This window comes from Myxococcus sp. AB056, assembly GCF_006547365.1.
Taxonomy (GTDB): domain Bacteria; phylum Myxococcota; class Myxococcia; order Myxococcales; family Myxococcaceae; genus Myxococcus; species Myxococcus virescens.
Genome location: NZ_VHLB01000030.1, coordinates 50,661 through 71,312, shown reverse-complemented (window position 1 = coordinate 71,312; position 20,652 = coordinate 50,661). Strand labels below are relative to the sequence as shown.

Below are 20,652 nucleotides of genomic sequence, written 5' to 3'. Positions count from 1 at the left end.
TTCCGTATCCTCTAGGGAGTCTTCAGCGATGCGACGGCATCCCGCCGTCCGGCTGACGCGCGGTTCGCCCTGGGGAGGCGCGCCAGTACTCGATCCAGACCGAATGCGCCCGCCATGCCCAGGGAGATGGGCAGGATGAGCGCGATGAGCCGCCAGTTGTCCTGGTCGAAGGGCGGCAACACCTTGAGCACCACGCCCAGCACGCCCAGCGCGGCGAGCAGCGTCCACACCTTGAACAGGCGCGTGCGGGCCTTCTGGCTGCCCCATGTCAGCGCCACGCCGAAGGGCAGCGCCAGCAGCGTCAGCGGGTTGGCCAGGAAGAGATTCTCGTTGCGGTACGTCACCGTGTGGTCCGTCACCCACCCCATGATGAACAGCGCGGTGCCCGGCAACCCGAGCGCCAGCCCCACCACGGCGTTCTCCAGCCCGAGCAGCAGGCGGGCCACGCGGCTGCCCCGCTGGCGCTCCCACACCGCCAGCCCGACCGCCAGGCCTCCCAGGGCCAGGCCCAACGCGAGAATCCACGGGCCCCACGGGGGAGGCTCCGCCGGCGGACGCCGACGCGTGGAGGACTCGTAGTAGTTCCAGCTCTTCGCCGCGAGCGACGCCGTTTGCCCGTCCGCGCCCTTCACCTGGAGCGCCGCGACCTGAGCCTCCAGCTCATCCGGAAGGAAGGCCTCCTCCCACTTCGTGATGGGACGGTCGATCTCGTCGTTCATCATGAAGTCGAGCAGCACGCTCATGGGCGCGTTCACCGCGGTGTAGCGACGGGTGTGCTCGCGCAGCGTCATCCGCCCCGGTGCCCGGTCCGCCTCGCGGAGCTGGCCGCCCGTGGCCACGTCAATCATGTCCCGCAGCCGCGTGACGCAGTTGTCGTTGTAGTGGTGGTACAGGTACTCGCGGTTCTCCGGCAGCACGTTCTCCGCCAGCCGCTTCGCCACGATGACGCGTTGCTCGGGCGTGAGGTTGAGCTCCTGCACGCGGACGTCGCGGTCCTCGGCCTGGTAGTAGCGGAAGGTGCCGGCCACCGACGACTGGCCCACCCAGAACTCCAGCCGGCCCATGGCGAAGCGCGCGAGCATGGCCTCGTCGAAGGAGAACATGCCGTAGTTGTAGAGGCGCGACATCTGCCGCCGCCGGTCCTCCACCACCAGCGAGCCGTGGCCCCACCAGGACGGCACGTCATCCCCGGGACTGAACGTCACCAGGAGGATGGCCAGGTCCTCGCCCTGGCTTTCTCCCGTGCCCCACGGCGGCATGGAGGCCGCGCGCGCGGGCGCCGCCAGGAGCAGCAGGCCGAGCAGGCAGGAGGCGATGAGTGATGGGCGGAGCATGGCTTGGTCCAACACGCGGGAGGCCGCCTACCTATCACGCACGCCGCCCGGCTCAACGGGATGGATACTGGATTGTCCAGCGGGGAGCCGGCGGAGGGCCTACATGAGGCTGCGAGCGCGGCGGGCCTTGGCATCCACCTGGAGCGAGTCCGCCACCATGCCCCGCTCGCCCAGGAGCTGTTCCTCCAGGGCCGCCATGCGCTTGGCGTCCCGGGGCCGCTCGTGGTCGTGCCCCAGCAGGTGGAGCAGGCCATGCGCCAGGTAGCGCGCCATCTCCGCCTCCAGCGTGCGGCCGTACTCCTTGGCCTGCCGCTTCGCCGTGTCCAGGGAGATGACCACGTCCCCCAGCGGGCGCGGTCCAGGCGTGCCCTTGGGCAGGTCGCCCGCGGGGAAGCTCAGCACGTCCGTCGCCTTGTCCTTCTGGCGCCAGGTGCGGTTGAGCCGGCGGATGGCCCGGTCGTCCACCAGGGACAGGGACAGCTCCACGCCGGACAGCTCGAGTTGCACCAGGTACGCCCTGGCCCAGGTGGTCAGCAGGCGCGCGAAGTCCCGGCCCTGGCCATGCGCCACCTGGATGGTGACGTGGTTCTCCTGCACGCGGGGCTTGGGCGTCTCCATGTGCGCCAGCTCCGGGCGGAACGCGGGCGCACACACCGACCAGTAGTCACACGCCCCCTGGCCGTCGTTGCGGTACACCACGCGCTTGCCGCGCGGCACCAGTCCGACCTCGCCCGCGGAGATGCGCTCGCGACGCCCCTCCACCACGATGGTCAGCTCGCCCGTGAGGACGATGACGACCTCGTCGAATTCGGGGCGCTGCGCGGGCTCGGACCACCCGGGGGGCGCCAGCATCCGCGCGACGGACGCGGAGTCCGTGCTGGTGGTGGCCGCGCCCACGAACTCCTCGATGCGCTTGCCGTCGTCACGGGGAATCAGCTTCCCCTTGCGCAATCTCACGCCATTGCCCCTTCGTGCTGCGCTCATGCGCCCCCCGCGGTCCGCGCCTTGTCCTTGCCGTCCTTGCCTTCCGCAGGCCGATGCACCGCGCCCGCCACCACCAACGGCGGCGCCTTGCCCCCACCCACGGCGCCCGCCGGGTAGGCCGGACGCGTGTGGTAGATGCCCTCGAGCGTGTGCAGGAAGGACTGCGAGATGAGGTTGAGGTCCTTCAGCGTCAGGTCACACTCGTCGAGCTGACCCTCGGAGAAGATGAGGTTGATGATCTTCTGCACCTGCGCGAGGAGCTTGGGCGTGGTGGGGTCCGCCATGGAGCGAGTGGAGGCCTCCACCGCGTCGGCGATCATCACCAGCGCCGCCTCGCGGAACTGCGGCTTCGGCCCCGGGTAGCGGTAGATGCTCTCGTCGATGGGCGGAGCACCTTCCTTGCCCTCCTGCTCCTTCAAGGCCTTGTGGTAGAAGTACCCCACCGTGCGCGTGCCGTGGTGCTGCGGAATCGCATCCGCCACCAGCTTGGGCAGCCGGTACTGACGGGCCATCTCCAGGCCCTCCGTCACGTGGCGCTTGATGATGACCGCGCTCATCGCCGGCGCGAGCGCGTCATGGCGGTTCTCACCCTTCTGGTTCTCCCCGAAGTAGAGCGGATTCCGGCCCTTGCCGATGTCGTGGTAGTACGCACACGAGCGCGCCAGCAGCGGGTTGGCCCCAATCGTCTCCGCCGCGTTCTCCACCAGCGAGCCGATGATGATGGAGTGGTGGTACGTGCCGGGCGCTTGGACGATGAGTTCCTTGAGCGCCGGGTGGTTCAGGTTGGCCAGCTCCAGCAGCTTGATGTCCGACGCGTAGCCGAAGGTGGCCTCGATGAGCGGCGTGAGCGCCATCACCATCACCGGCACCGCCAGCGAGGAGCCCGCGAAGGCGCTCACCGCGGTGATGAGGGTGTCGGCCGACAGGCCCTTGCCTTCCACGAGGAAGAGGAAGAGCACCGCCACCAGGTTCACCGCGCCCGTCACCAGACCCGCGCGGAAGATGCCCACGCGGTCCTTCGCCTTCACGATGCGGTCGGCCGCCACCAGCGAACCCACCAGCGTGAAGACGCCGAAGGCCAGCGAGTTGCCCAGCATCACCCCGGTGAGACAGGCGAAGACGAGCGCGAAGAAGAGCGCCAGCTCCTGCGTGAGGATGAAGCGAACCAGCATGGCGCCGGCCGCCACCGGGAAGGCGTAATAGAAGGCCTCGATGGGCAGCGCGGTGTAGCGGTCCTGCACCGCGTCCGCGATGGACACCCAGATTTGCAGCAGGCCCAACAGGCCCAGCAGCAGCAGTCCCAGCAGTACGCCGTCCTTGCGCGTGGGACGGAAGCGCCGGAACGCGGCGCGGCAGAAGAAGTACGTCGAGACGATGAGAAGGCCCACCAGGCCCGTGCCGCCCACCTGGAGCTGGACCAGGTCCAGCCGGTCCGTCTCCGCGCGCATGCCGCGCAGGATGACCAGGTGCGACTCATTGACCAGCTCACCGTCGCCAATGACGCGCTGGCCCTTCTTGATGGAGATGACGGCGTCCTTCACCGCCTGGGCCGCCTGGTTCCGGCGCGCGTCCGACTCCGCGATGTTGATGGTGAGGTTCGGCCGAACCAGCCGCTGGGCCAGCCGGAGGATGGCGCGGCGCTGAACGCCTGGCGCGTCCGGCATCAGGTTGCCGGGCACCGAGGCGAAGCGCTCCATCTCCTGGTGCGCCTCGGGGACGTCCACCACCTGGGTGGAGCCCCCCGACAGGGACTCCTCGGCCTTGTTCACCACGTCGCGAACGGTGAGGCCCTGATGCGCCTCCCGCGCCAGCTCCTCCCGAGAGCCCGCCACATGGACCGCGCCGCGCTCGGAGCGATACGCCCGCTCCAGCACCAGCAGCGTGGCCGTCTCTGCCTCCTGCGAGAAGCGGGTGGCATAGAGCGCCTGGAAGTCCTCGGCCTCCAGCACGGCGTCGCGCTTGCCGAAGAAGCGCTCCTGGAGCTCCGCCCGCATCTTCTCGCGGGTGCTGCGCTCCAGCTCCAGCATCTCCGGGGACGCGGCGGGCTTGCGCCGGCGGGGCGTTTCGCGCTCCTCGGGTTCCGAGTCGGACTGCGCCTCCGCGAGCTCGTCCAGATGCAGCCGCATGGACGCGAAGGCGGAGCTCACCGTCGACCGCAGCTGCCCCAGGACGGCGGGGTTCAGGTCGTACACCGGTTTGACGGCCGCGCGCGCGTCCTGGCGCCGCTGCTGCGTCATGGCGCGGTGGACGATCTCGTAGTCCCGCGCGGCCTTGAAGCCAGCGGGCGAGCTGGCTCGGAACGGCTTGCCGAGGTTCTCCTCCGCCAGCGCCGGAATCTGCTGGCTGTAGAGACCCGGTGAGATGACGAAGCCCGCGCCTATGGAGACGGCGAGCAGGAGAAGGACCTGGATGGCGCGGCGCCCCCAGACGCCGTTGTCCAATCCGAGGCGTTCGGCGAGCGCGTCCAGTGGACTGCGCCCAGGGGGCTGCGTTTCCGGTTCGGCCATGGGGGTCCTCACCCTAGATAAGGCGTCGCGGATCCTTCAAGGACGCAACGCCTGGGAATATTCGCAAGGGTGGGATGGAGTACGCCCGCCCGGCAGGGTACGCGCGGGTGGGCGCAAGTAGGTATTGGCACCGTTACTCGACGGCAACGGGCTCGGTGGCGGTGGCCGGCGCCGCGATGGACGCCTGGGCGGCAGCGGTTGCTGCTTCCCGGGCCGCCTGGGCTTCGCGCTGGGCGACGTCCGCCCGGTCGTAGGCGCGGATGACTTCCTGGACCAGGGGGTGGCGAACGACGTCCACCTCCGAGAACTCCGCGAAGTGGATGCCGTCGATGTTCTTCAGCACCGCGCGCGCATGGTTCAACCCGGACATCTTCCCCGTGGGCAGGTCCACCTGCGTCACGTCACCGGTGATGACGGCCTTGCTGTTGTAGCCCAGGCGCGTGAGGAACATCTTCATCTGTTCCACCGTCGTGTTCTGGGCTTCGTCCAGGATGACGAACGCGTCGTTGAGCGTGCGGCCACGCATGAAGGCCAGCGGGGCCACTTCCACCACGCCCTGCTCCAGCAGTTGCGCGGCGCGCTCGGCCGCCATCATGTCGTGCAGCGCGTCGTAGAGCGGCCGCAGGTAGGGATTCACCTTCTCCTGCAGGTCTCCTGGCAGGAAGCCCAGCTTCTCACCCGCCTCCACCGCGGGGCGCGCCAGGATGATGCGCTTGACCTTGCGCTCCTGGAGGAAGGCGACCGCCATGGCCATGGCGAGGTACGTCTTGCCCGTGCCCGCGGGGCCGATGCCGAAGACGATGTCGTGGGAGCGGATCGCGTCCACGTAGCGCTTCTGGTTGATGCTCTTGGGGGAGATCTGCCGGTTGCCGGAGCTCTTGAGCACCGGGCCCAGCATGACCTCCTGCAAGGACTCCGCGCCGCGGCCGAGCACCTTGATGCCCTGCTCCACGTCCTCCCGGTAGACGGGACGGCCGGCGCGGATCATCTCCTCCAGGTTCTCCAGGAGGCGGACGGAGAAGGCGACGGCGTCGGACGGGCCGGAGAGATGGAACTCGGTGCCGCGTTGTCCCACCCGGACTCCGAGGCGCCGCTCCATCAACTTGAGGTTTTCGTTCTGGTTGCCGCAGAGGGCCAGGGCGGTCGCGTTGTCACGAACGTCCACCTTGGCGGAGGCGGTAAGCACTTCGGGCGCTTCCAACGTGGCGGGATTTCGCAATGCGGATTCTTCCTCGGTCTATGTCGCTACGGCTGACACCAACGTAACGCCGCCCCCAGGGCCGCGAAAGACGACTTTGTGTCAGGACTAGCGCAAGGGTGGCAGGAGAATGAACTGCCGAGCGGCCAACCGCCGGTAATAGTACTCTTCCCGCCACGGGTATTTCAGTTCGCCCGGTTTCAACAGTCCAGCCTGCACCAAAGAATCCAGACGTTCGGGCAGTTCACCGCGTTCCAGGCGAAACACCTCGAGCGCGGCCTCGATGCGGACGCGCTGGGCCTGGGAAACATGACGTTGGGCCGCTGAGTCCGCAAATACCGCGGCAACGCCCGCTTCGGGGTCCGGGCGCACGGCCCGGGGAACCACCAGCACCACCGCCGCCAGCACCGCCACGGTGGCGACGAGCCGCCCCAGCGGCCCCGCCACGCGAGCAAGCAGGCGCTGGTCCCCAGGAGCGGGGGCCGGGGCGCCCTCGGGGAGTATCGGCCGGACGTACTCGCCCTTCACCAGGTTGTAGAGCGCCTTGCAGGTCTCGAACTCGCCCAGGCAGGAGATGTCCACCAGCTTGCGCAAATCCCTCCCGGGCGAAAGCTCATCGTAGATGCGCCGCTCCGAAGGACCGATGGCGCCCAGCTCCCCACCCTCTTCTCCGCGCGGCTGAGGCAGGGCCTTGATGCGCTCGAAGACCAGGTCGTCGCGGTGGATTTTCTGCCGGATGACCGGCCACTCATCCACCATCCGGAAGCCCTCCATGAGCACCGTCTCGGCGCGCAACGGATGGATGGCTTCCGCGTCCGGCTCCACTGGCTCCTGGATGAATTCGTAGGTACCCGACTTCCAGGTGAAGAGACGGTAGAGGGTCTCCGTGGCCTGAAGCTGCATCATCGCCTGGAAGCGCTCGGCGGTGAGGGCCTGGCTGGAGACGAGCACGTCCCCCAGCCGCTTGAGGGTGCGGCGCTGCGTCTCCAGGGCCGCCTCGAGCTGCGTCTCGGTGATGAGCTCCGAGCGCACCAGCATGGCGCCGATGAGCTCCTTGCGCTTCCGGGTGACGCTCTCCGCCTTGATGATGTGGCCATCGTTGAAGCCGATGCGCACTTCCTGGTCCTTGGCGCGGACGTGGAGCGTGCCCGTCTTCTGCTGCTGCCCGATGAGCTGCAGGATGTCGCCAATACCAAAGTCCTTCAGGGTGCCTTGCAGGGACATCGCCGTTCACTCCCCCCGCCGCAGACGGCGCAGACCGCGCAACGACAGCAGGTGGACCCCCAGCAGCAGCAACGCCGCAGGCGCGAGCTTGAGGTAGAGGGGGGCTTCACCGTAGGGCCCTCGCACCAGTCCCTGGTGCAGGAGCACCGCGGCCAGCGCGAAGAGGAAACCGAACGCATACAGCGCGCCGCGGACCGGCACACCCGAGGCCACGTGCCCCGCGCCGGATAGCACCGCGCCCAGGGCGTACGCCACGCGGCCCGTCCAGGCCTGATGCCGGTCCACCTGGAGCTGCTTGCGCGCCCTCAGTTGCTGCGGCACCAGCCCCCGGCGGGAGAAGACGTTGACGCACTGGCCACATTGCTTGCTGCCGATGCCCAGCTCCGGGTCGCAGCGCACGCACACCGCGCGGCCACAGCGCTCACACACCTTGGCCGCCTTCAAGCGGTCCCCCGAGAAGCCCCACAGGGCCAGCAGCACCGCCAGCGCCGCGGCCCCCGCGGAGGCCATGGGCCCGGGAGGAAGCCCCGGGAGCAGCCAGCGCGACACCTGCGTCTCCACCTGGCGCCCCGCCCCCGTGCCATCCGCGAGCGGAAGCCAGTCGGACTCCCCCAGCCGCGGGGCCAGCAGCAGCAGGTTGAGGAGCAGCCGGTCCTCCGGCGGCGGGTCCCGGACCAGCAGCGTTCCATCCAGCGCCTGCGCCGAGGCCATGGCCGTGGCGGCGCGATCCAATTCCTTGCCGACCTCCGAGTCCGGCAGCGTCTTCGCCCTGCGGCGGACTACCTGCGCCAGGTTGTAGTGCGGAGCCGCCAGGTCCGGCGCCGACTGCGAGGCCTGCACGTAGAGCAGCGCCGCCCCCTCCGCGTCTCCCAGCGCGACCAGGGTGTTGCCGAAGCGCGTGAGCAGGCGCGCATCCGAACTCTTCAGCGCCGAAGCGGCCTTGAAGTGCGTCCTCGCCTCTTCCAGCAAGCCGCGCCGGGATTCGAAGTACGCCAGCGACAGGACCTCCGCGAACGTCGCCGAGCGGGACTCCATCCGCGCCAGCACGCGCGCCCGCGCCTCCTCGGCGGACAGGCCGCCCCGCTCCAGGAGGTACACGTCCTCGGCCGGCGTGCCCGCGAACGCGGTGACACGCGCGAGCTGCCCCGCCGCCAGCGGCAAGAGCCCCACGCCCGCCACCAGCACCGCCGCCACGACCCGCTCCTTGCGCGAGAGATAGAGGGACACGGTGGCCAGCATCACCAGCAGCGCGGGCAGCACGCCCAGCCCCAGCACCCACGGCAGGCTCAAGAGCAGCAGCCCCAGGACCAGGGACTGCCACCGGGAGACGACTCGCGGCAGCAGATGGTGGAAGTCATGCAGCGCGTAACGGAGCTTCCGCAGGAAGAACAAGCCCATCAGCAGCACCGCCGTGGCCCCCCAGGCCAGCAGCACCAGGGCGCCCAGGTCCGCCAACGCGGGCCGACGATAGCGGGCATCCTGCACCAGGGTCGCCAGTGCCTGCCGCACCTGCCCCAACGTGCGGGATACGTCGCCCGGCTTCTCCAATGCGTAGAGCTCCGCGAGTTCGAAGCGCGCATAGGGCAGCCCCGGCGACAGCTCGACCGCCACCTCCGCCAGCCGCACCGCGCCGGCCATGTCCCCCGCGCGGCGACGCACGGCCGCTTCGCGCAGGAAGCCCACGCTCAGGGGCTCCAGGTCCGTGGCGGCCAGCTCGACGCGCAACGTCCGCAGTTCCTTGAGGGACGCCGCGGCGGCGTCCCGATCATTCGTCGCGCGGGCCTGCCGCCACCGGTTCCAGATGGCCTCCAGGTCCGCATCCGTCACCCGCGGCGCCAGCACCGGACTCAGTGTCACCGGCCTGGGGGTGATGACCGTGGGTTCCTCGACCGGCGGAGGACTGGCCGCCGCGGGAGTCCGGCCGTTGGCGGGGGCAGATTCGGAGGCCCTGACATTGCGCGCGGGCGCCCCGGGCGCTTCGTCGGCGTCCTCGGAGGAGGCATCCTCCGCGGCGGGGACGTCTTCTTCCGGCACGTCCTCCGCGTAGGCGGCGTCATCCACCGGATCCATGGACTCATCCCGGAGGTCGGGCTCCATGGGGCCTGGATCCACCTCGGGAAGGCGCGTGGGGGCTTCCAGCTGCGCGGACGCCACGACGGGCACCAGAAGCGTGAAGCCACTGAGAAGGAGGGCAAGAAGCGGCAGGCGGATCATCCAGAGAGTGGATTGTAGGCGACCCAGGGCCAACCGCGAAAACGAACGCCAGTCCGGCTGCCCACCTGCCGCGTTTGCCGGACAGCACCAGACCCGTGCGTGCTACAGGAACGTGCATGGCGGACACGACGCTGAACCCCGGGGCGGAGCTGGAGCGACTGGTCGACATCATGCGGAAGCTGCGCGCTGAAGGCGGCTGCCCGTGGGATCGCGAACAGGACCTGCGCTCGCTGCGGCCCTACCTCCTGGAAGAGGCCTTCGAGGTCCTGGAGGAGATGGACCGGGTCGCCTACGGCGGCTCCTGGCGGACCTTCTGCGAAGAACTGGGAGACCTTCTTTTCCAGATTGTCTTCCACGCCCAGCTCGCCTCGGAGCTTGGGGAGTTCTCCCTGGCCGACGTGGCGAAGGCCATTGGTGACAAGCTGGTCAGCCGGCACCCCCACGTCTTCGGCGACGGCCAGCGCATGGAAGGCGCCGAGCAGGTCCTGGACAACTGGGCCAAGCTGAAGGCCGCGGAGAAGAAGCGCAAGACGGGCCGGGAAGGCTCGGTGCTGGACGGTGTCCCCGTCGCCGCCCCGGCGCTGATGCGCGCCGAGCGGCTCACGGAGAAGGCCAGCCGCATCGGCTTTGACTGGCCGGACGTCGCCAGCGTGCGCGCCAAGCTGACGGAGGAGCTGGGGGAGCTGGACGAGGCCATCGCCGCGAATGATCGGGATGCCATCGAGCACGAACTGGGGGACGTGCTGTTCTCGCTCGCCAACCTCGCGCGCTTCGTCGGAGCCCCCGCCGAGGACGCGCTGCGGATGGCCATCCGCCGCTTCACCGCCCGCTTCCAGCACATCGAGTCCGCCCTCCGCGCCGAGGGTGTCGCCCTGGGGGATGCCACCCTGGAGCACATGGAGCGCCACTGGCAGGAGGCCAAGGCGCGAGAAAAGGCCCTGCCGTCTCCGACGTGGGTTCCTCGCGCGCCCGTCACCACGCTGAGGCTGGGCGTGGCGGATCTTCCCGCGCAGCGCGCCTTCTGGGACGCCCTGGCTCCGCGGCTGGGGTGGATCACCCGACGGGCTCCGGCGGCGTATCAGGCCCTCTATGAGGACGGGGGCATTCTGATCGCCTTCGAAGCGACCGGGACGCCCACGACGGGCCTGCGGCTGAGCCTGACGGCCCCCTCCCTTGCGGCGGTGGAGCGGCTCCCCGGCATCCTCGCGGAGATTCCGGGGAGTCGGCTGATCCAGCACCAGGCCGGCCGGCTCACCTTTCAAGATCCCGCGGGGCTGGTGTGGGAATATACGACTTCGGTAGAGTGATTTTCCTCGCAGGTGCCCTCGGCGGGGCGTCCAGAGCCTGGAAATCCCGGCTGGAGGCCCACACCCGCCTTGACGCCTGCGAGGCGTCGCAGTAAGGACGGCCCCTCTTTTAGCCTGCCATTACCGCTGGAGATTTCTCTTGGCCAACACCAAGTCCGCAGAGAAGCGTCACCGTCAGTCCCTGAAGCGCCGCGCGCGCAACGTCACCGTGCGCGGTGAGGTGAAGACCGCCGTCAAGTCCGCCCGCGAGGCGCTCGGCAGCAAGGATGGGGCGAAGATGACGGACGCCATCAAGTCGGCCGCCAAGGCGCTGAGCAAGGCCGCCACCAAGGGCGTGCTGCACAAGCGCACCGCTTCCCGCCGCATCTCGCGTCTCGCGAAGGCCGCCACCAAGGCCGCCCGCGCGCAGGCCTAGTCGAAGCCTCGGGGCCACCTCGCGTGGCCCTGCTTCATTCGTGCAGGCTGCCGGGAGGAGGCTCTTGCCTCCTCACCAGGCGCCCGCGAGCCGGTCGTACCCATCCCGCATCAAGACCTCCGCGAGGCGCTCGAGCGCGACCTGCCGGTTCGCCTCCGCCTCCAGGATGTCTCCGCTTCCCAGCACATAGTCCTCCGAACCGAAGACCTCCGTCTGCTTGAGGACCTGTCCGTCCTTCACCACGCGGAGTTGCGCCCGAGCGGAGACGCGGAAGAAGAAGCCCGGGCTGGTGCTCTTGCCAACGACGGTCGTGGGCGTGTTCGCCACCGACAGCACCGTGCCCTCCATGCGCCCGTCGCAGGACTCCGCGCTGCCCAGCCGGCCCACGCGGATCAGCTCCTGCCGTAGGAAGCGCGTGAAGACCGTTTCCAGCGTGGGCTCGGGCGTGGCGTTGACGAAGACAGGCGCGCAGAGGGACGTCACGCCAGCCGGGAGACCGTCTCCGCGAGGCGCCAGGCGGTAGCCACAGCCCGCGGCTACCCACATTCCCACCACCACGCCAATGCGAAGACGCCGGGGTCCGACAGCGCAGGGTCGCGACATGCGCGGCACCCTACCCGGCCCGATCGGCCCGTCAAGACAGAGGGCCACCGTCTTGTGTCGGCGGAGGCGGCGGCGGTGACGACTCGCCGTCGACAGCCACGCCGCGCACCCGCAGGGCCTCCGCCAGCGACATCCACGCCGCCAACAGCCGCGTGTCCCGAGGAGAGCCCCGCCGCGCCAACCCCAGGGGCCAGCGCACCTGCGCCCCCTGCCGAGGCACCAGGACGAGCCCGTGTGAACGGCACGTCAACGCCAGCAGGCCGCCCAGCGCCGCCATGCCCAGCCCCAGCACCTTCAGCGCGACGGGCTGCGCCCACAGGCCCAGCAAGGCGAAGACGGTCAACGCCAGCGCCTCCCGGAAGTAGCGCGACTCCAGCCGCGCCTCCCGCAGCGAGTCCAACTCCACGGGAGGCACCATGACCGACGGGTGCGGTTGATAGAAGAGCCGCGTCCCCTGGCCGGAAAGCATGCGCCCTCCGCCCAGGTCCGCGACGAAGAACGGCTCCTCCGCTGCCGGTCCCCCGGGAAGAGGGGCTTCGGGAAGCACGGCCTCGCAGGCAATGCACCGCGGGCGGCCCGCAGGTTGGGGCCGCCCACATGCACCACACATGATGAGGACCTCGGCCGGCACCCGGGTCCCCACTCAGGTCGCGACGAAGTTCACGAGGCGCTTGGGGACGAAGACGAACTTGCGCAGCGTCTTCCCCGCCAGGGCCGCCTGGACCTTTTCGTCCGCTTCCGCCGCGGCGCGAACATCCGCCTCCCCCGCGTCCGCCGCCACGCGAATCTCCGCGCGCAGCTTGCCGTTCACCTGCACGGCGTAGGGGATGACGTCGTCCACCACCAGCGCCGGATCGAACTCCGGCCAGGACTGCGCGACGGTGAAGTCCTTGCTGCCATAGGCCTCCGCGATTTCGTCCGCGATGTGCGGCGTGAACGGCGTGAGCACCACCGCCAGCAACCGCACGGCCTCCGCCATGGCGGCCTTCTCCGCGGCCGTCTCAGGTGTCCCCTGAGCGTAGAGCGCGTTGAGACCTTCCATGATGCCGGCGATGGCCGTGTTGAAGGACAGGCGCTCGATGGCCTCCCCCACCCGCTTGAGCGTCTTGTGGGCGGCGCGGAGGATCTCCAGCGCCTTGCCCTCGTAGGGCCCGTCGTGGGTGGCACCCGCGGCCGCCGCCTGGTGCGTGGCGGCCAGCGCCCAGACGCGCTTGAGGAAGCGGAACACGCCCTCCACCTGCTCATCGGACCAGTCGAAGTCCCGCTCCGGCGGGCCCGCGAACAGCACGTAGGCCCGCGCAGTGTCCGCGCCGTACTTCTGGACGATGGAGGCCGGCGCCACCACGTTGCCCCAGCGCTTGGACATCTTCCGGCCATCCGGACCGTTGACGATGCCCTGGGTGATGAGCCGCTTGACGGGCTCATCCACGGGGCTCAGCCCCAACAGCTTCATCACCCGCGTCCAGAAGCGGAAATAGAGCAGGTGCATCACCGCGTGCTCGGGACCACCCACGTAGATGTCCACGGGCAGGAAGCGCTGGGCCTCCTTCGGGTCGAACGGAGCCGCGTCGTAGTGCGGGGACAGGTAGCGCGCGAAGTACCAGCAGGAGTCAACGAAGGTGTCCATCGTCTCCGCTTCGCGCCGGGCAGGCCCGCCGCACTTCGGACACGGGGTGTTCACCCACGAGGCCACCTTCGCCAGCGGCGGCTCGCCCTTGCCGGTGAGCACCGCCTGGGTGTCGATCTCCGGCATGCGCACGGGCAGCTGCGCCACCGGCACCGGGATGCCGTTGCGGTCCGGGTCGCACTTCTCGCAGTAGACGATGGGGATGGGCGTGCCCCAGTAGCGCTGGCGGCTGAAACCCCAGTCCTTCTGGCGGTACGTCACCGTCGCCTTGCCCTTGCCGTCCTTCTCCAGCGCCGCGGCCATGGCCTGGCGCGCCTGCTCGGACATCTGGCCCGTGTAGGCGCCCGAGTCCTCCAGCACGCCATACTCCGTATAGGCCGCCTCCAGCTTGTCACCCGGCGGGAGCTTGTCACCGGACGCGGGCTGGATGACGACCTTCACTGGCAGGCTGTACTTGCGCGCGAAGGCGAAGTCGCGCTCGTCATGCGCGGGCACGCTCATCACCGCGCCGGTGCCGTAGTCGCTCAGCACGAAGTTGGCGATCCAGATGGGGACCGCCTGGCCGGTGAAGGGATTCTCCGCGTAGGCGCCCGTAAAGACGCCCTCCTTCTCCGCGCCCTCGCCCAGGCGCTCCGTCTTGGACTGGGCGGCCATGCGCTTGGCGAAGGCTTCCACCTCCGCGCGGCGCTCCGGCGTCGTCACCTGGGCCACCAGTTCGTGGTCTGGCGCCAGCACCACGTAGGTGCAGCCGAAGATGGTGTCGATGCGGGTGGTGAACACGCGCAGCGCGGCGTCGTGCCCCTGCACGCGGAAGTCGGCCTCGGCACCGTCCGAACGGCCAATCCAGTTCCGCTGCGCGGCGGTGATGCGGTGGGGCCACTCCTTGAGTGTGTCCAGCGCGTCCAGCAACTCCTGCGAAAACCGGGTGATGCGGAACGCCCACTCGGGCATCTCCTTGTCCACCACGGGGGAGTCGCAGCGCTCGCAGACGCCGTCCTTCACCTGCTCGTTGGCGATGACGGTGTGGCAGCCGGTACACCAGTTCACCTTGCTGAAGCGGCGATAGACGAGCCCACGCTCCAGCATCTGGATGAAGAACCACTGATTCCAGCGGTAGTACTCGGGATCGCTGGTGTTGACCTCGCGCTCCCAGTCGTAGCAGTAGCCCAGGCTTTTGATTTCCTTCTTGAAGGACGCGATGTTCTCGGCCGTGCGCACCGCCGGGTGCACGCCGTCCTTGATGGCCGCGTTCTCGGCCGGCAGGCCGAGCGCATCCCAGCCCATGGGATGCAGCACGTCGAAGCCCTTCATCCGGAAGTAACGCGCGTACACGTCCCCGAGCAGGTAGTTGCGGACATGCCCCATGTGCATCTTCCCGCTGGGGTACGGCAGCATCTCGAGCACGTACTTCTTGGGTGCACCGGGGCGGCTGCCTGCCCGGAAGATGCCCGCGTCGTCCCAACGGGTCTGCCACTTACCTTCAATCGCCTGCGGCTCGTAACGCTCGTTCATCACCATACCCATCGAGTCTCTTAGAGGAGGGACGTGCCCCAGGCAACAGTCTCGCCCGGAGAAATCCGTCCCGAACGGACGGCGGCCCCAGGATCGGCTGACGGGCGGCCCCGGGGCCTGGCTGCAGCGCAGGCCCTAGACGCGCAGCAGCCTCGCTGAGGACAGACGCAAGTCCAGCGGGCTCCAGCGGCAGGCAAACATTCCCGCCAACATGAATTCAAAGATTAACAATAAAAGTGAGGATATGCCGTTGACGGCCAATCGTTGAGCCAGTGACGATTCGCCTCACCGGCATCCTGCCTTGGGGGGAGCCGTCCATCCGCAGCGAGTGAGGACCGAATGACGCTGAGAAGGGCGTTGATTCCGGGGTGCGTGTTTGCACTCTTCTCGTTGGAAACGCTGGCGCAGGACGAAAATATCGCGCCACCGGCAGCCGAAACACAGACACCGGCGGCACCCACGCCAGGGGTTGCGCCGCAGCCAGCACCCACGGCCCCCGCGCCCGCGCCGGTGAGCGGGCGCACGGTGAAGGGCCGGGTCGCGGACCGGCTCACCAACGAGGGACTGCCCCTGGTGCGTGTCATCATCAAGGGCACCACCCAGGGCGTGGAGACGGAGCTGGACGGCACCTTCACCCTGCCCAACGTGCCGACCCGAGCGGTGACGCTGCTCTTCTCCAGTCAGGACTATGGCGAGCGGGAGGTGCTGATTGGCGCCAACCAGCGCACCGTCGAGGTCGCGCTGGAGAACATCTTCGCGGAGGAGATGGTGGTGGTGGGGCGCGCCAGTGAGGTGGCGCGTAAGAACCTGGCCAACTCGGTGGCCTCGGTGAACTCCGAGGAGATCAACCGCGCCCCTGCCCAGACGGTGGACCAGGCGCTCCAGGGCAAGGTCGCCGGCGCCAACATCCAGAGCAACGGCGGCGCACCCGGTGGCGGTCTCCAGCTCCGGCTGCGCGGCGTGTCCACCATCAACGGCTCCTCCACCCCGCTCTACGTCATCGACGGCGTGCTCGTCAGCGACGTGGCCATCGCCTCCGGTGTGTTCGCCATCACCGAGTCCGTGGCTGGCGCCAACGCGAACCCTACCCAGGACAACCAGGTCAACCGCATCGCGGACATCAACCCCAACGACATCGAGAGCATCGAGGTTCTCAAGGGCGCATCCGCCGCCGCCATCTACGGCTCCAAGGCCGCCAACGGCGTGGTCATCATCAACACCAAGCGGGGCCGCTCCAGCGAGCCGCAGTTCGAGGTGACCCAGCGCCTGGGCATGTACACGCTGGCCAACAAGCTTGGCACCCGCCGCTTCAACAGCGTGGAGGAGGTGCGCGACACCTTCGGCGAGGCCGCGGTCCAGTACTACGAGCAGGGGCGAAGGTTCGACCACGAGGCCACCCTGGCCGGCCGCCGCGACCTGTCCTCGGAGACGCTGGCTAGCGTCAGCGGCGTGACGGGCAACACGAAGTACTTCGCCTCGGCGATGATCAAGAACGACGAAGGCATCATCGCGAACACCGGCTACGAGAAGCAGTCGTTCCGGCTGAACCTGGGCCAGAAGCTGGGTGACGCGGTGGAGGTCAACGTCGCCACCAACCTGGTTCACTCCCTGGGGCAGCGCGGTCTGACGAACAATGACAACGCGAGCATCAGCAACTACATGGTGCTGCCGCGCGCGCCGGAGTTCCTCCCGCTGGAGGCCAACTCGGACGGCGTGTACCCGCAAAACCCCTTCCTCTCCAACCGCGCCAACCCATTGCAGACAGCCGCGCTGGTGAAGAACGACGAAAACGTGTGGCGCTTCATCGGGTCCGGAGACCTGACGTGGCACCTGTGGAAGACGGAGGCCCACCACCTGCGCGTGCTGGCCAACGCGGGCGTGGACCGGTTCCAGCAGGAGAACTCGCTCTTCTTCCCGCCCGAGCTCAACTTCGAGCCCATCGATGACGGCCTGCCGGGCTCGTCGCTCTTCGGCACCAGCCAGGTGCGCAACCTGAACTCTGGCCTGAACCTGGTGCACACCTACAAGCCCGCGTCGGGCGGCATCGTGGCGACCACGTCCGGCGGTCTCCAGTTCGAAGAGCGCAACATCGATTCCGTCTACATCGTCAGCAGGAACCTGAACGCCGGCCAGCAGAACGTGGACAGCGGCACCGTGGTCAACCTGCGGCAGAACCGCTCGCTGGTGAGAGACCGGGGCTACTACGTCCAGGAGGAGGTCCTCCTGCTGGACGAGCGCCTGACGCTGGTGGGCGCGCTGCGCGGCGAGCAGAGCAGCGCCAACGGCAACCCCAACGCGCTGTTCCTGTACCCGAAGCTGGCCTCCGCCTACCGGATTCCCTCGTTCCACCCGAAGGTGAACGAGTTCAAGGTCCGCGCGGCCTACGGAGAGACGGGCAACCTCCCGCTGTACGGCATGAAGTTCAACGGCCTGCGCGCCACCGGCAACATCGCCGGCAGCCCCGGCCTGGTGGGCACGGGCATCGCGGGTGACCGGAACATCAAGCCGGAGCGGCAGCGCGAGGTAGAAGCCGGCGTGGACGCCCTCCTGTTCGGCGGCGACGTGGTCGCGGAAGTGTCCATCTACCAGCGAAACATCAGCGACCTGCTGCTGCAGCGCGCCCTGGCCCCGTCCGGTGGCTTTGCCACGCAGATCTTCAATGGCGGCTCGCTGCGCAACCGTGGCGTCGAGGCCATGGTCCAGGTAACGCCCGTGCGCGGCGGCTTCGAGTGGACCAGCGGCGCGACATTCGCCCTCAACCGCAGCCGGGTGATGGACCTGCCTGTTCCCGCGTTCCTCGCCGGTGGGTTCGGCACTGCCTTGGGCGCCTTCCGCATCGAGAAAGACGCGACGGCGACGCAGATTGTCGGCAACGACGGCGTCGACGAGAACGGCCGCCCGATTGTCCGGAAGATTGGTGACACCGAGCCCACCTTCCGCATGTCCTTCACCAACAACCTCAAGTACCGGGACTTCAGCCTGTCCTTCCTGTTCGACTGGCAGCAGGGCAGCGACATCATCAACCTGACGCGGTACATCTACGACGACGCCGGGACGTCACCGGACTTCACGACGGGGGGCCGCGAGCGGCTCGTACGGCAACGTACGCACGCGAGCACGTACATCGAGGACGCCAGCTTCCTCAAGCTGCGTGAGGTGACCTTCATGTACCAACTGCCCAAGGACTGGGTGTCCATGGTCCCCGCGGTGAAGTCCGCCCGGCTCAGCCTGAGCGGACGCAACCTCATCACCTTGACTGGCTACTCCGGGTTGGATCCCGAGGTGAGCAACTTTGGCAACCAGGCCGTCGCCCGCAATGTGGACGTGGCCCCCTTCCCTCCCAGCCGCAGCTTCTGGACCTCCATCGACGTCGGGTTCTGAGCCATGACCATCCAATTGACCAAGAAGACATTCGTGGGGCTCTTCACCGTCCTGGGACTGAGCGGCTGCGGGAGCATGGACGTTCCGGACCTGAACAACCCCAGCCTCGATGACTTCCGCGAGCGGCCCTCGCGCCCCGCGGTGCTCACCGCCGCCACGGGATTGCTCCTCGGCCACCGCGCTGGTGTCGCCGCTCCCAACGGCTACGTGGCCCAGCTCGGCATCATCGGGCGCGAGGCGTACGTCTTCGACTCCGCGGACCCGCGCGCCGTCGGCGAACTCCTGGGCCCTACCCTGGACCCTGGCGGCCCGGCGTTCGGCGGCAATCACTGGACCAACCCCTACCTGAACATCCGCAACGCCAACGCGCTGCTGGACTCCCTGGACAAGGTCCCCAACACGCCCGACGCTGAGAAGGAGGGCATCCGCGGCTTCGCGAAGACGATGCAAGCCCTGGACTTCCTCGTGGTCATCAACACGCGGGACACCGAAGGGGCCCCCATCGACGTCAACCTGCCCATTGGCCAACTGGCCCCCATCGTCGGCAAGGAGGCGGTGTTCGAGCGCATCGCCGCCCTGCTCGACGAGGGCCACGCCCACCTGGGGAACGCAGGTGAGTCCTTCCCCTTCCAGCTCAGCCCAGGCTTCGCCGGCTTCAACACGCCCACGACGTTCCAGCAGTTCAACCGCGCGCTCGCCGCGCGAGTGGCTGTGTACCGGGGACGCTACCCCGAGGCGCTCACCGCCCTGAGCCAGTCCTTCCTCAACCAGAGCGCATCGTTGGACCTGGGCGTCTACCACTCCTTCGGGACGAACTCCGGCGACACGGACAACGGCCTCATCAGCGTCAACGTCTACGCGCACCCGTCGACCGTCACTGACGCGGAGTTCCAGGAGAATGGCACCGTGGATGACCGCGTCGTCCGGAAGCTCACGCGCCTGCCCGCGCCCAGGACCGCGGCGGACGGGAAGCTGTCGACGGAGTGGCGCTTCCGCATCTACCCCACGAACAACTCGCCCGTGCCCATCATCCGCAACGAGGAGCTCATCCTCCTGCGCGCCGAAGCCAACATTGGAGAGCGGAACCTCGGACCGGCGGTGGACGACCTCAACTTCATCCGCACCACCTCCGGCCGGCTGCCCCCGCGCCTGGACATCGATGAGAACAATGCCCTGGACGAGTTGCTGAAGCAGAAGCGGTACTCGCTCCTGTTCGAGGGCGGCCACCGGTGGATTGACCTGCGGCGCTACGGGCGGCTCGACACACTCCCCCGTGAGCTGGACCCGAACATCGCGCCCCACGAGCGCTTCCCCATCCCCGCGGCTGAGATGAACGCGCGGCAGTAAGCGCTGCTCGCGGTTCCTGAAGCTCCAGGTGCACGGCAGTCAGGCGTGCACCTGGAGCGCGGGCGCTCAACCGCCCTGCTTCAGCCCGGCCCGTTCGGCGACGAGCGCCCCCAGCGCGGACCAGTCCAAATCGCCGTGGCCCTGCGCGACGCCTCCCAGGAACTGGTCCTTCACGAGGCTGGCCAGGGGCATGGGCACCTCGGCGGTGCGCGCGGCGCCCAGGACGAGCTCCACGTCCTTGAGGCCCAGCCGCATCTTGAAGCCCGCCGGGCTGTACTTCTCCTCGGCGATGAGCTGCGCGTACCCCTCGAAGATGGGTGAGCGCGCGAAGACGGATTGGAAGACCTCCAGGAACACCTTCGGCTCGATGCCGGACTTGCGCGTCAGGGCGAAGGACTCGGCGAGCGCCTCCATCATCGACGCGATGAGGAAGTTGCCCGACAACTTCACGACGTTGGCTGCCGAGGCACTTTCACCCAACACGGTGAGGCCGCGCCCCAGCACCTCCAGCAGCGGGCGGCAGCGGTCCACGTCCTGCTTCGGACCGGCGGCAACCACCCACAGCTGCTTCGACGCCGCGGCGGTAGGGCGGCCGAACACCGGCGCGGAGAGATACCGCTGGCCGGCGCTCGCATGCGCCTCCGCCAGCCGTTCGGAAAGCGCCACGGAGAGCGTGCTCGACGAGACGTGCACCGCGCCCGGCGCCAGTCCCGCCAGGAGGCCGTCCTGGCCGAACACCGCGGATGTCACGGCCGCATCGTCCGCCAGCATGCTGAAGACGACCTCCGCACCGCGCGCCGCCTCCGCGGGGCTGCGGGCGACGCGCGCCCCCTTCTCCTTCAACGGCGCGGCCTTGGACTCGGTGCGGTTCCACACCGTCAGCTCGTGCCCCGCGGCCGCCAGGCTCGCCGCCATGGGCAGCCCCATGTTGCCCAGGCCAATGAATCCCACCTTCATGTGCGTCTCCTCTCCGGAAACGGCCCGGATAATCCGCGCCCG

14 protein-coding genes are annotated in these 20,652 nt (G+C 68.7%); 4 read left to right on the top strand and 10 right to left on the bottom strand.

Features of this window, described 5'->3' with window-relative positions; translation table 11 throughout:
- Nucleotides 1-11: 11 nt before the first annotated feature.
- The 6 genes from FMP39_RS15730 to FMP39_RS15705 all read right to left on the bottom strand — a co-directional run bounded on the left by FMP39_RS15730 (nucleotide 12) and on the right by FMP39_RS15705 (nucleotide 9,461).
- Entirely contained in the window at nucleotides 12-1,334 is a 1,323-nt protein-coding gene (locus tag FMP39_RS15730; RefSeq protein ID WP_141590902.1) for a DUF4105 domain-containing protein, read from the bottom strand.
- A gap of 99 nt (nucleotides 1,335-1,433) precedes the next feature.
- A complete protein-coding gene (gene ybeY, locus FMP39_RS15725) occupies nucleotides 1,434-2,318 on the bottom strand; it encodes an rRNA maturation RNase YbeY (RefSeq protein WP_186817935.1) in 885 nt (294 codons plus the stop codon).
- Nucleotides 2,315-4,825: an HD family phosphohydrolase gene (locus FMP39_RS15720; protein WP_194858414.1), complete on the bottom strand. Its 2,511-nt coding sequence runs from the start codon at nucleotides 4,823-4,825 to the stop codon at nucleotides 2,315-2,317. Before FMP39_RS15720 ends, ybeY begins: the two co-directional genes overlap by 4 nt.
- A 133-nt stretch (nucleotides 4,826-4,958) precedes the next feature.
- Complete coding sequence (locus FMP39_RS15715) at nucleotides 4,959-6,044, bottom strand: PhoH family protein (RefSeq protein ID WP_141590897.1); 1,086 nt, start codon at nucleotides 6,042-6,044, stop codon at nucleotides 4,959-4,961.
- Between the two features lie 87 nt (nucleotides 6,045-6,131).
- Nucleotides 6,132-7,247 carry a DUF4388 domain-containing protein gene (locus tag FMP39_RS15710; protein ID WP_141590894.1) on the bottom strand — a complete coding sequence of 372 codons (1,116 nt, stop codon included), beginning with the start codon at nucleotides 7,245-7,247 and terminating at the stop codon, nucleotides 6,132-6,134.
- Nucleotides 7,248-7,253: 6 nt separating this feature from the next.
- The gene (locus tag FMP39_RS15705; protein ID WP_228558018.1) at nucleotides 7,254-9,461 is read right to left on the bottom strand and encodes a hypothetical protein; all 2,208 of its coding nucleotides are present in this window, start codon (nucleotides 9,459-9,461) and stop codon (nucleotides 7,254-7,256) included.
- Between the two features lie 116 nt (nucleotides 9,462-9,577).
- On the opposite strand from FMP39_RS15705, the gene mazG reads away from it, so the two are divergent.
- Both mazG and rpsT read left to right on the top strand, forming a co-directional pair.
- Nucleotides 9,578-10,768 (top strand): nucleoside triphosphate pyrophosphohydrolase, encoded by a 1,191-nt coding sequence (gene mazG / locus FMP39_RS15700; RefSeq protein ID WP_141590889.1) that lies wholly within the window; start codon nucleotides 9,578-9,580, stop codon nucleotides 10,766-10,768.
- Between the two features lie 139 nt (nucleotides 10,769-10,907).
- Nucleotides 10,908-11,183, top strand: a complete 276-nt coding sequence (gene rpsT / locus FMP39_RS15695; RefSeq protein ID WP_011554729.1) for a 30S ribosomal protein S20 — start codon at nucleotides 10,908-10,910, stop codon at nucleotides 11,181-11,183.
- Between the two features lie 72 nt (nucleotides 11,184-11,255).
- Here rpsT and lptE read toward each other — a convergent pair whose 3' ends face one another.
- The 3 genes from lptE to leuS form a co-directional block, all read right to left on the bottom strand.
- Nucleotides 11,256-11,786 (bottom strand): LPS assembly lipoprotein LptE, encoded by a 531-nt coding sequence (gene lptE, locus FMP39_RS15690; RefSeq protein ID WP_228558017.1) that lies wholly within the window; start codon nucleotides 11,784-11,786, stop codon nucleotides 11,256-11,258.
- A gap of 31 nt (nucleotides 11,787-11,817) precedes the next feature.
- On the bottom strand, nucleotides 11,818-12,333 hold the full coding sequence (locus tag FMP39_RS15685) for a hypothetical protein (protein WP_228558016.1): 516 nt from the start codon (nucleotides 12,331-12,333) through the stop codon (nucleotides 11,818-11,820).
- 96 nt (nucleotides 12,334-12,429) lie between these two features.
- Nucleotides 12,430-14,931 (bottom strand): leucine--tRNA ligase, encoded by a 2,502-nt coding sequence (gene leuS / locus FMP39_RS15680; protein ID WP_141590925.1) that lies wholly within the window; start codon nucleotides 14,929-14,931, stop codon nucleotides 12,430-12,432.
- 504 nt (nucleotides 14,932-15,435) lie between these two features.
- Between leuS and FMP39_RS15675 the strand changes: the two genes are divergently transcribed.
- Both FMP39_RS15675 and FMP39_RS15670 read left to right on the top strand, forming a co-directional pair.
- Nucleotides 15,436-18,306 carry a SusC/RagA family TonB-linked outer membrane protein gene (locus FMP39_RS15675; RefSeq protein ID WP_141590923.1) on the top strand — a complete coding sequence of 957 codons (2,871 nt, stop codon included), beginning with the start codon at nucleotides 15,436-15,438 and terminating at the stop codon, nucleotides 18,304-18,306.
- Between the two features lie 3 nt (nucleotides 18,307-18,309).
- Nucleotides 18,310-19,653, top strand: coding sequence for a RagB/SusD family nutrient uptake outer membrane protein (locus FMP39_RS15670; protein WP_141590883.1), 1,344 nt, complete (start codon nucleotides 18,310-18,312; stop codon nucleotides 19,651-19,653).
- A gap of 66 nt (nucleotides 19,654-19,719) precedes the next feature.
- Here FMP39_RS15670 and FMP39_RS15665 read toward each other — a convergent pair whose 3' ends face one another.
- Nucleotides 19,720-20,610 carry an NAD(P)-dependent oxidoreductase gene (locus FMP39_RS15665; RefSeq protein ID WP_141590881.1) on the bottom strand — a complete coding sequence of 297 codons (891 nt, stop codon included), beginning with the start codon at nucleotides 20,608-20,610 and terminating at the stop codon, nucleotides 19,720-19,722.
- Nucleotides 20,611-20,652: the final 42 nt, after the last annotated feature.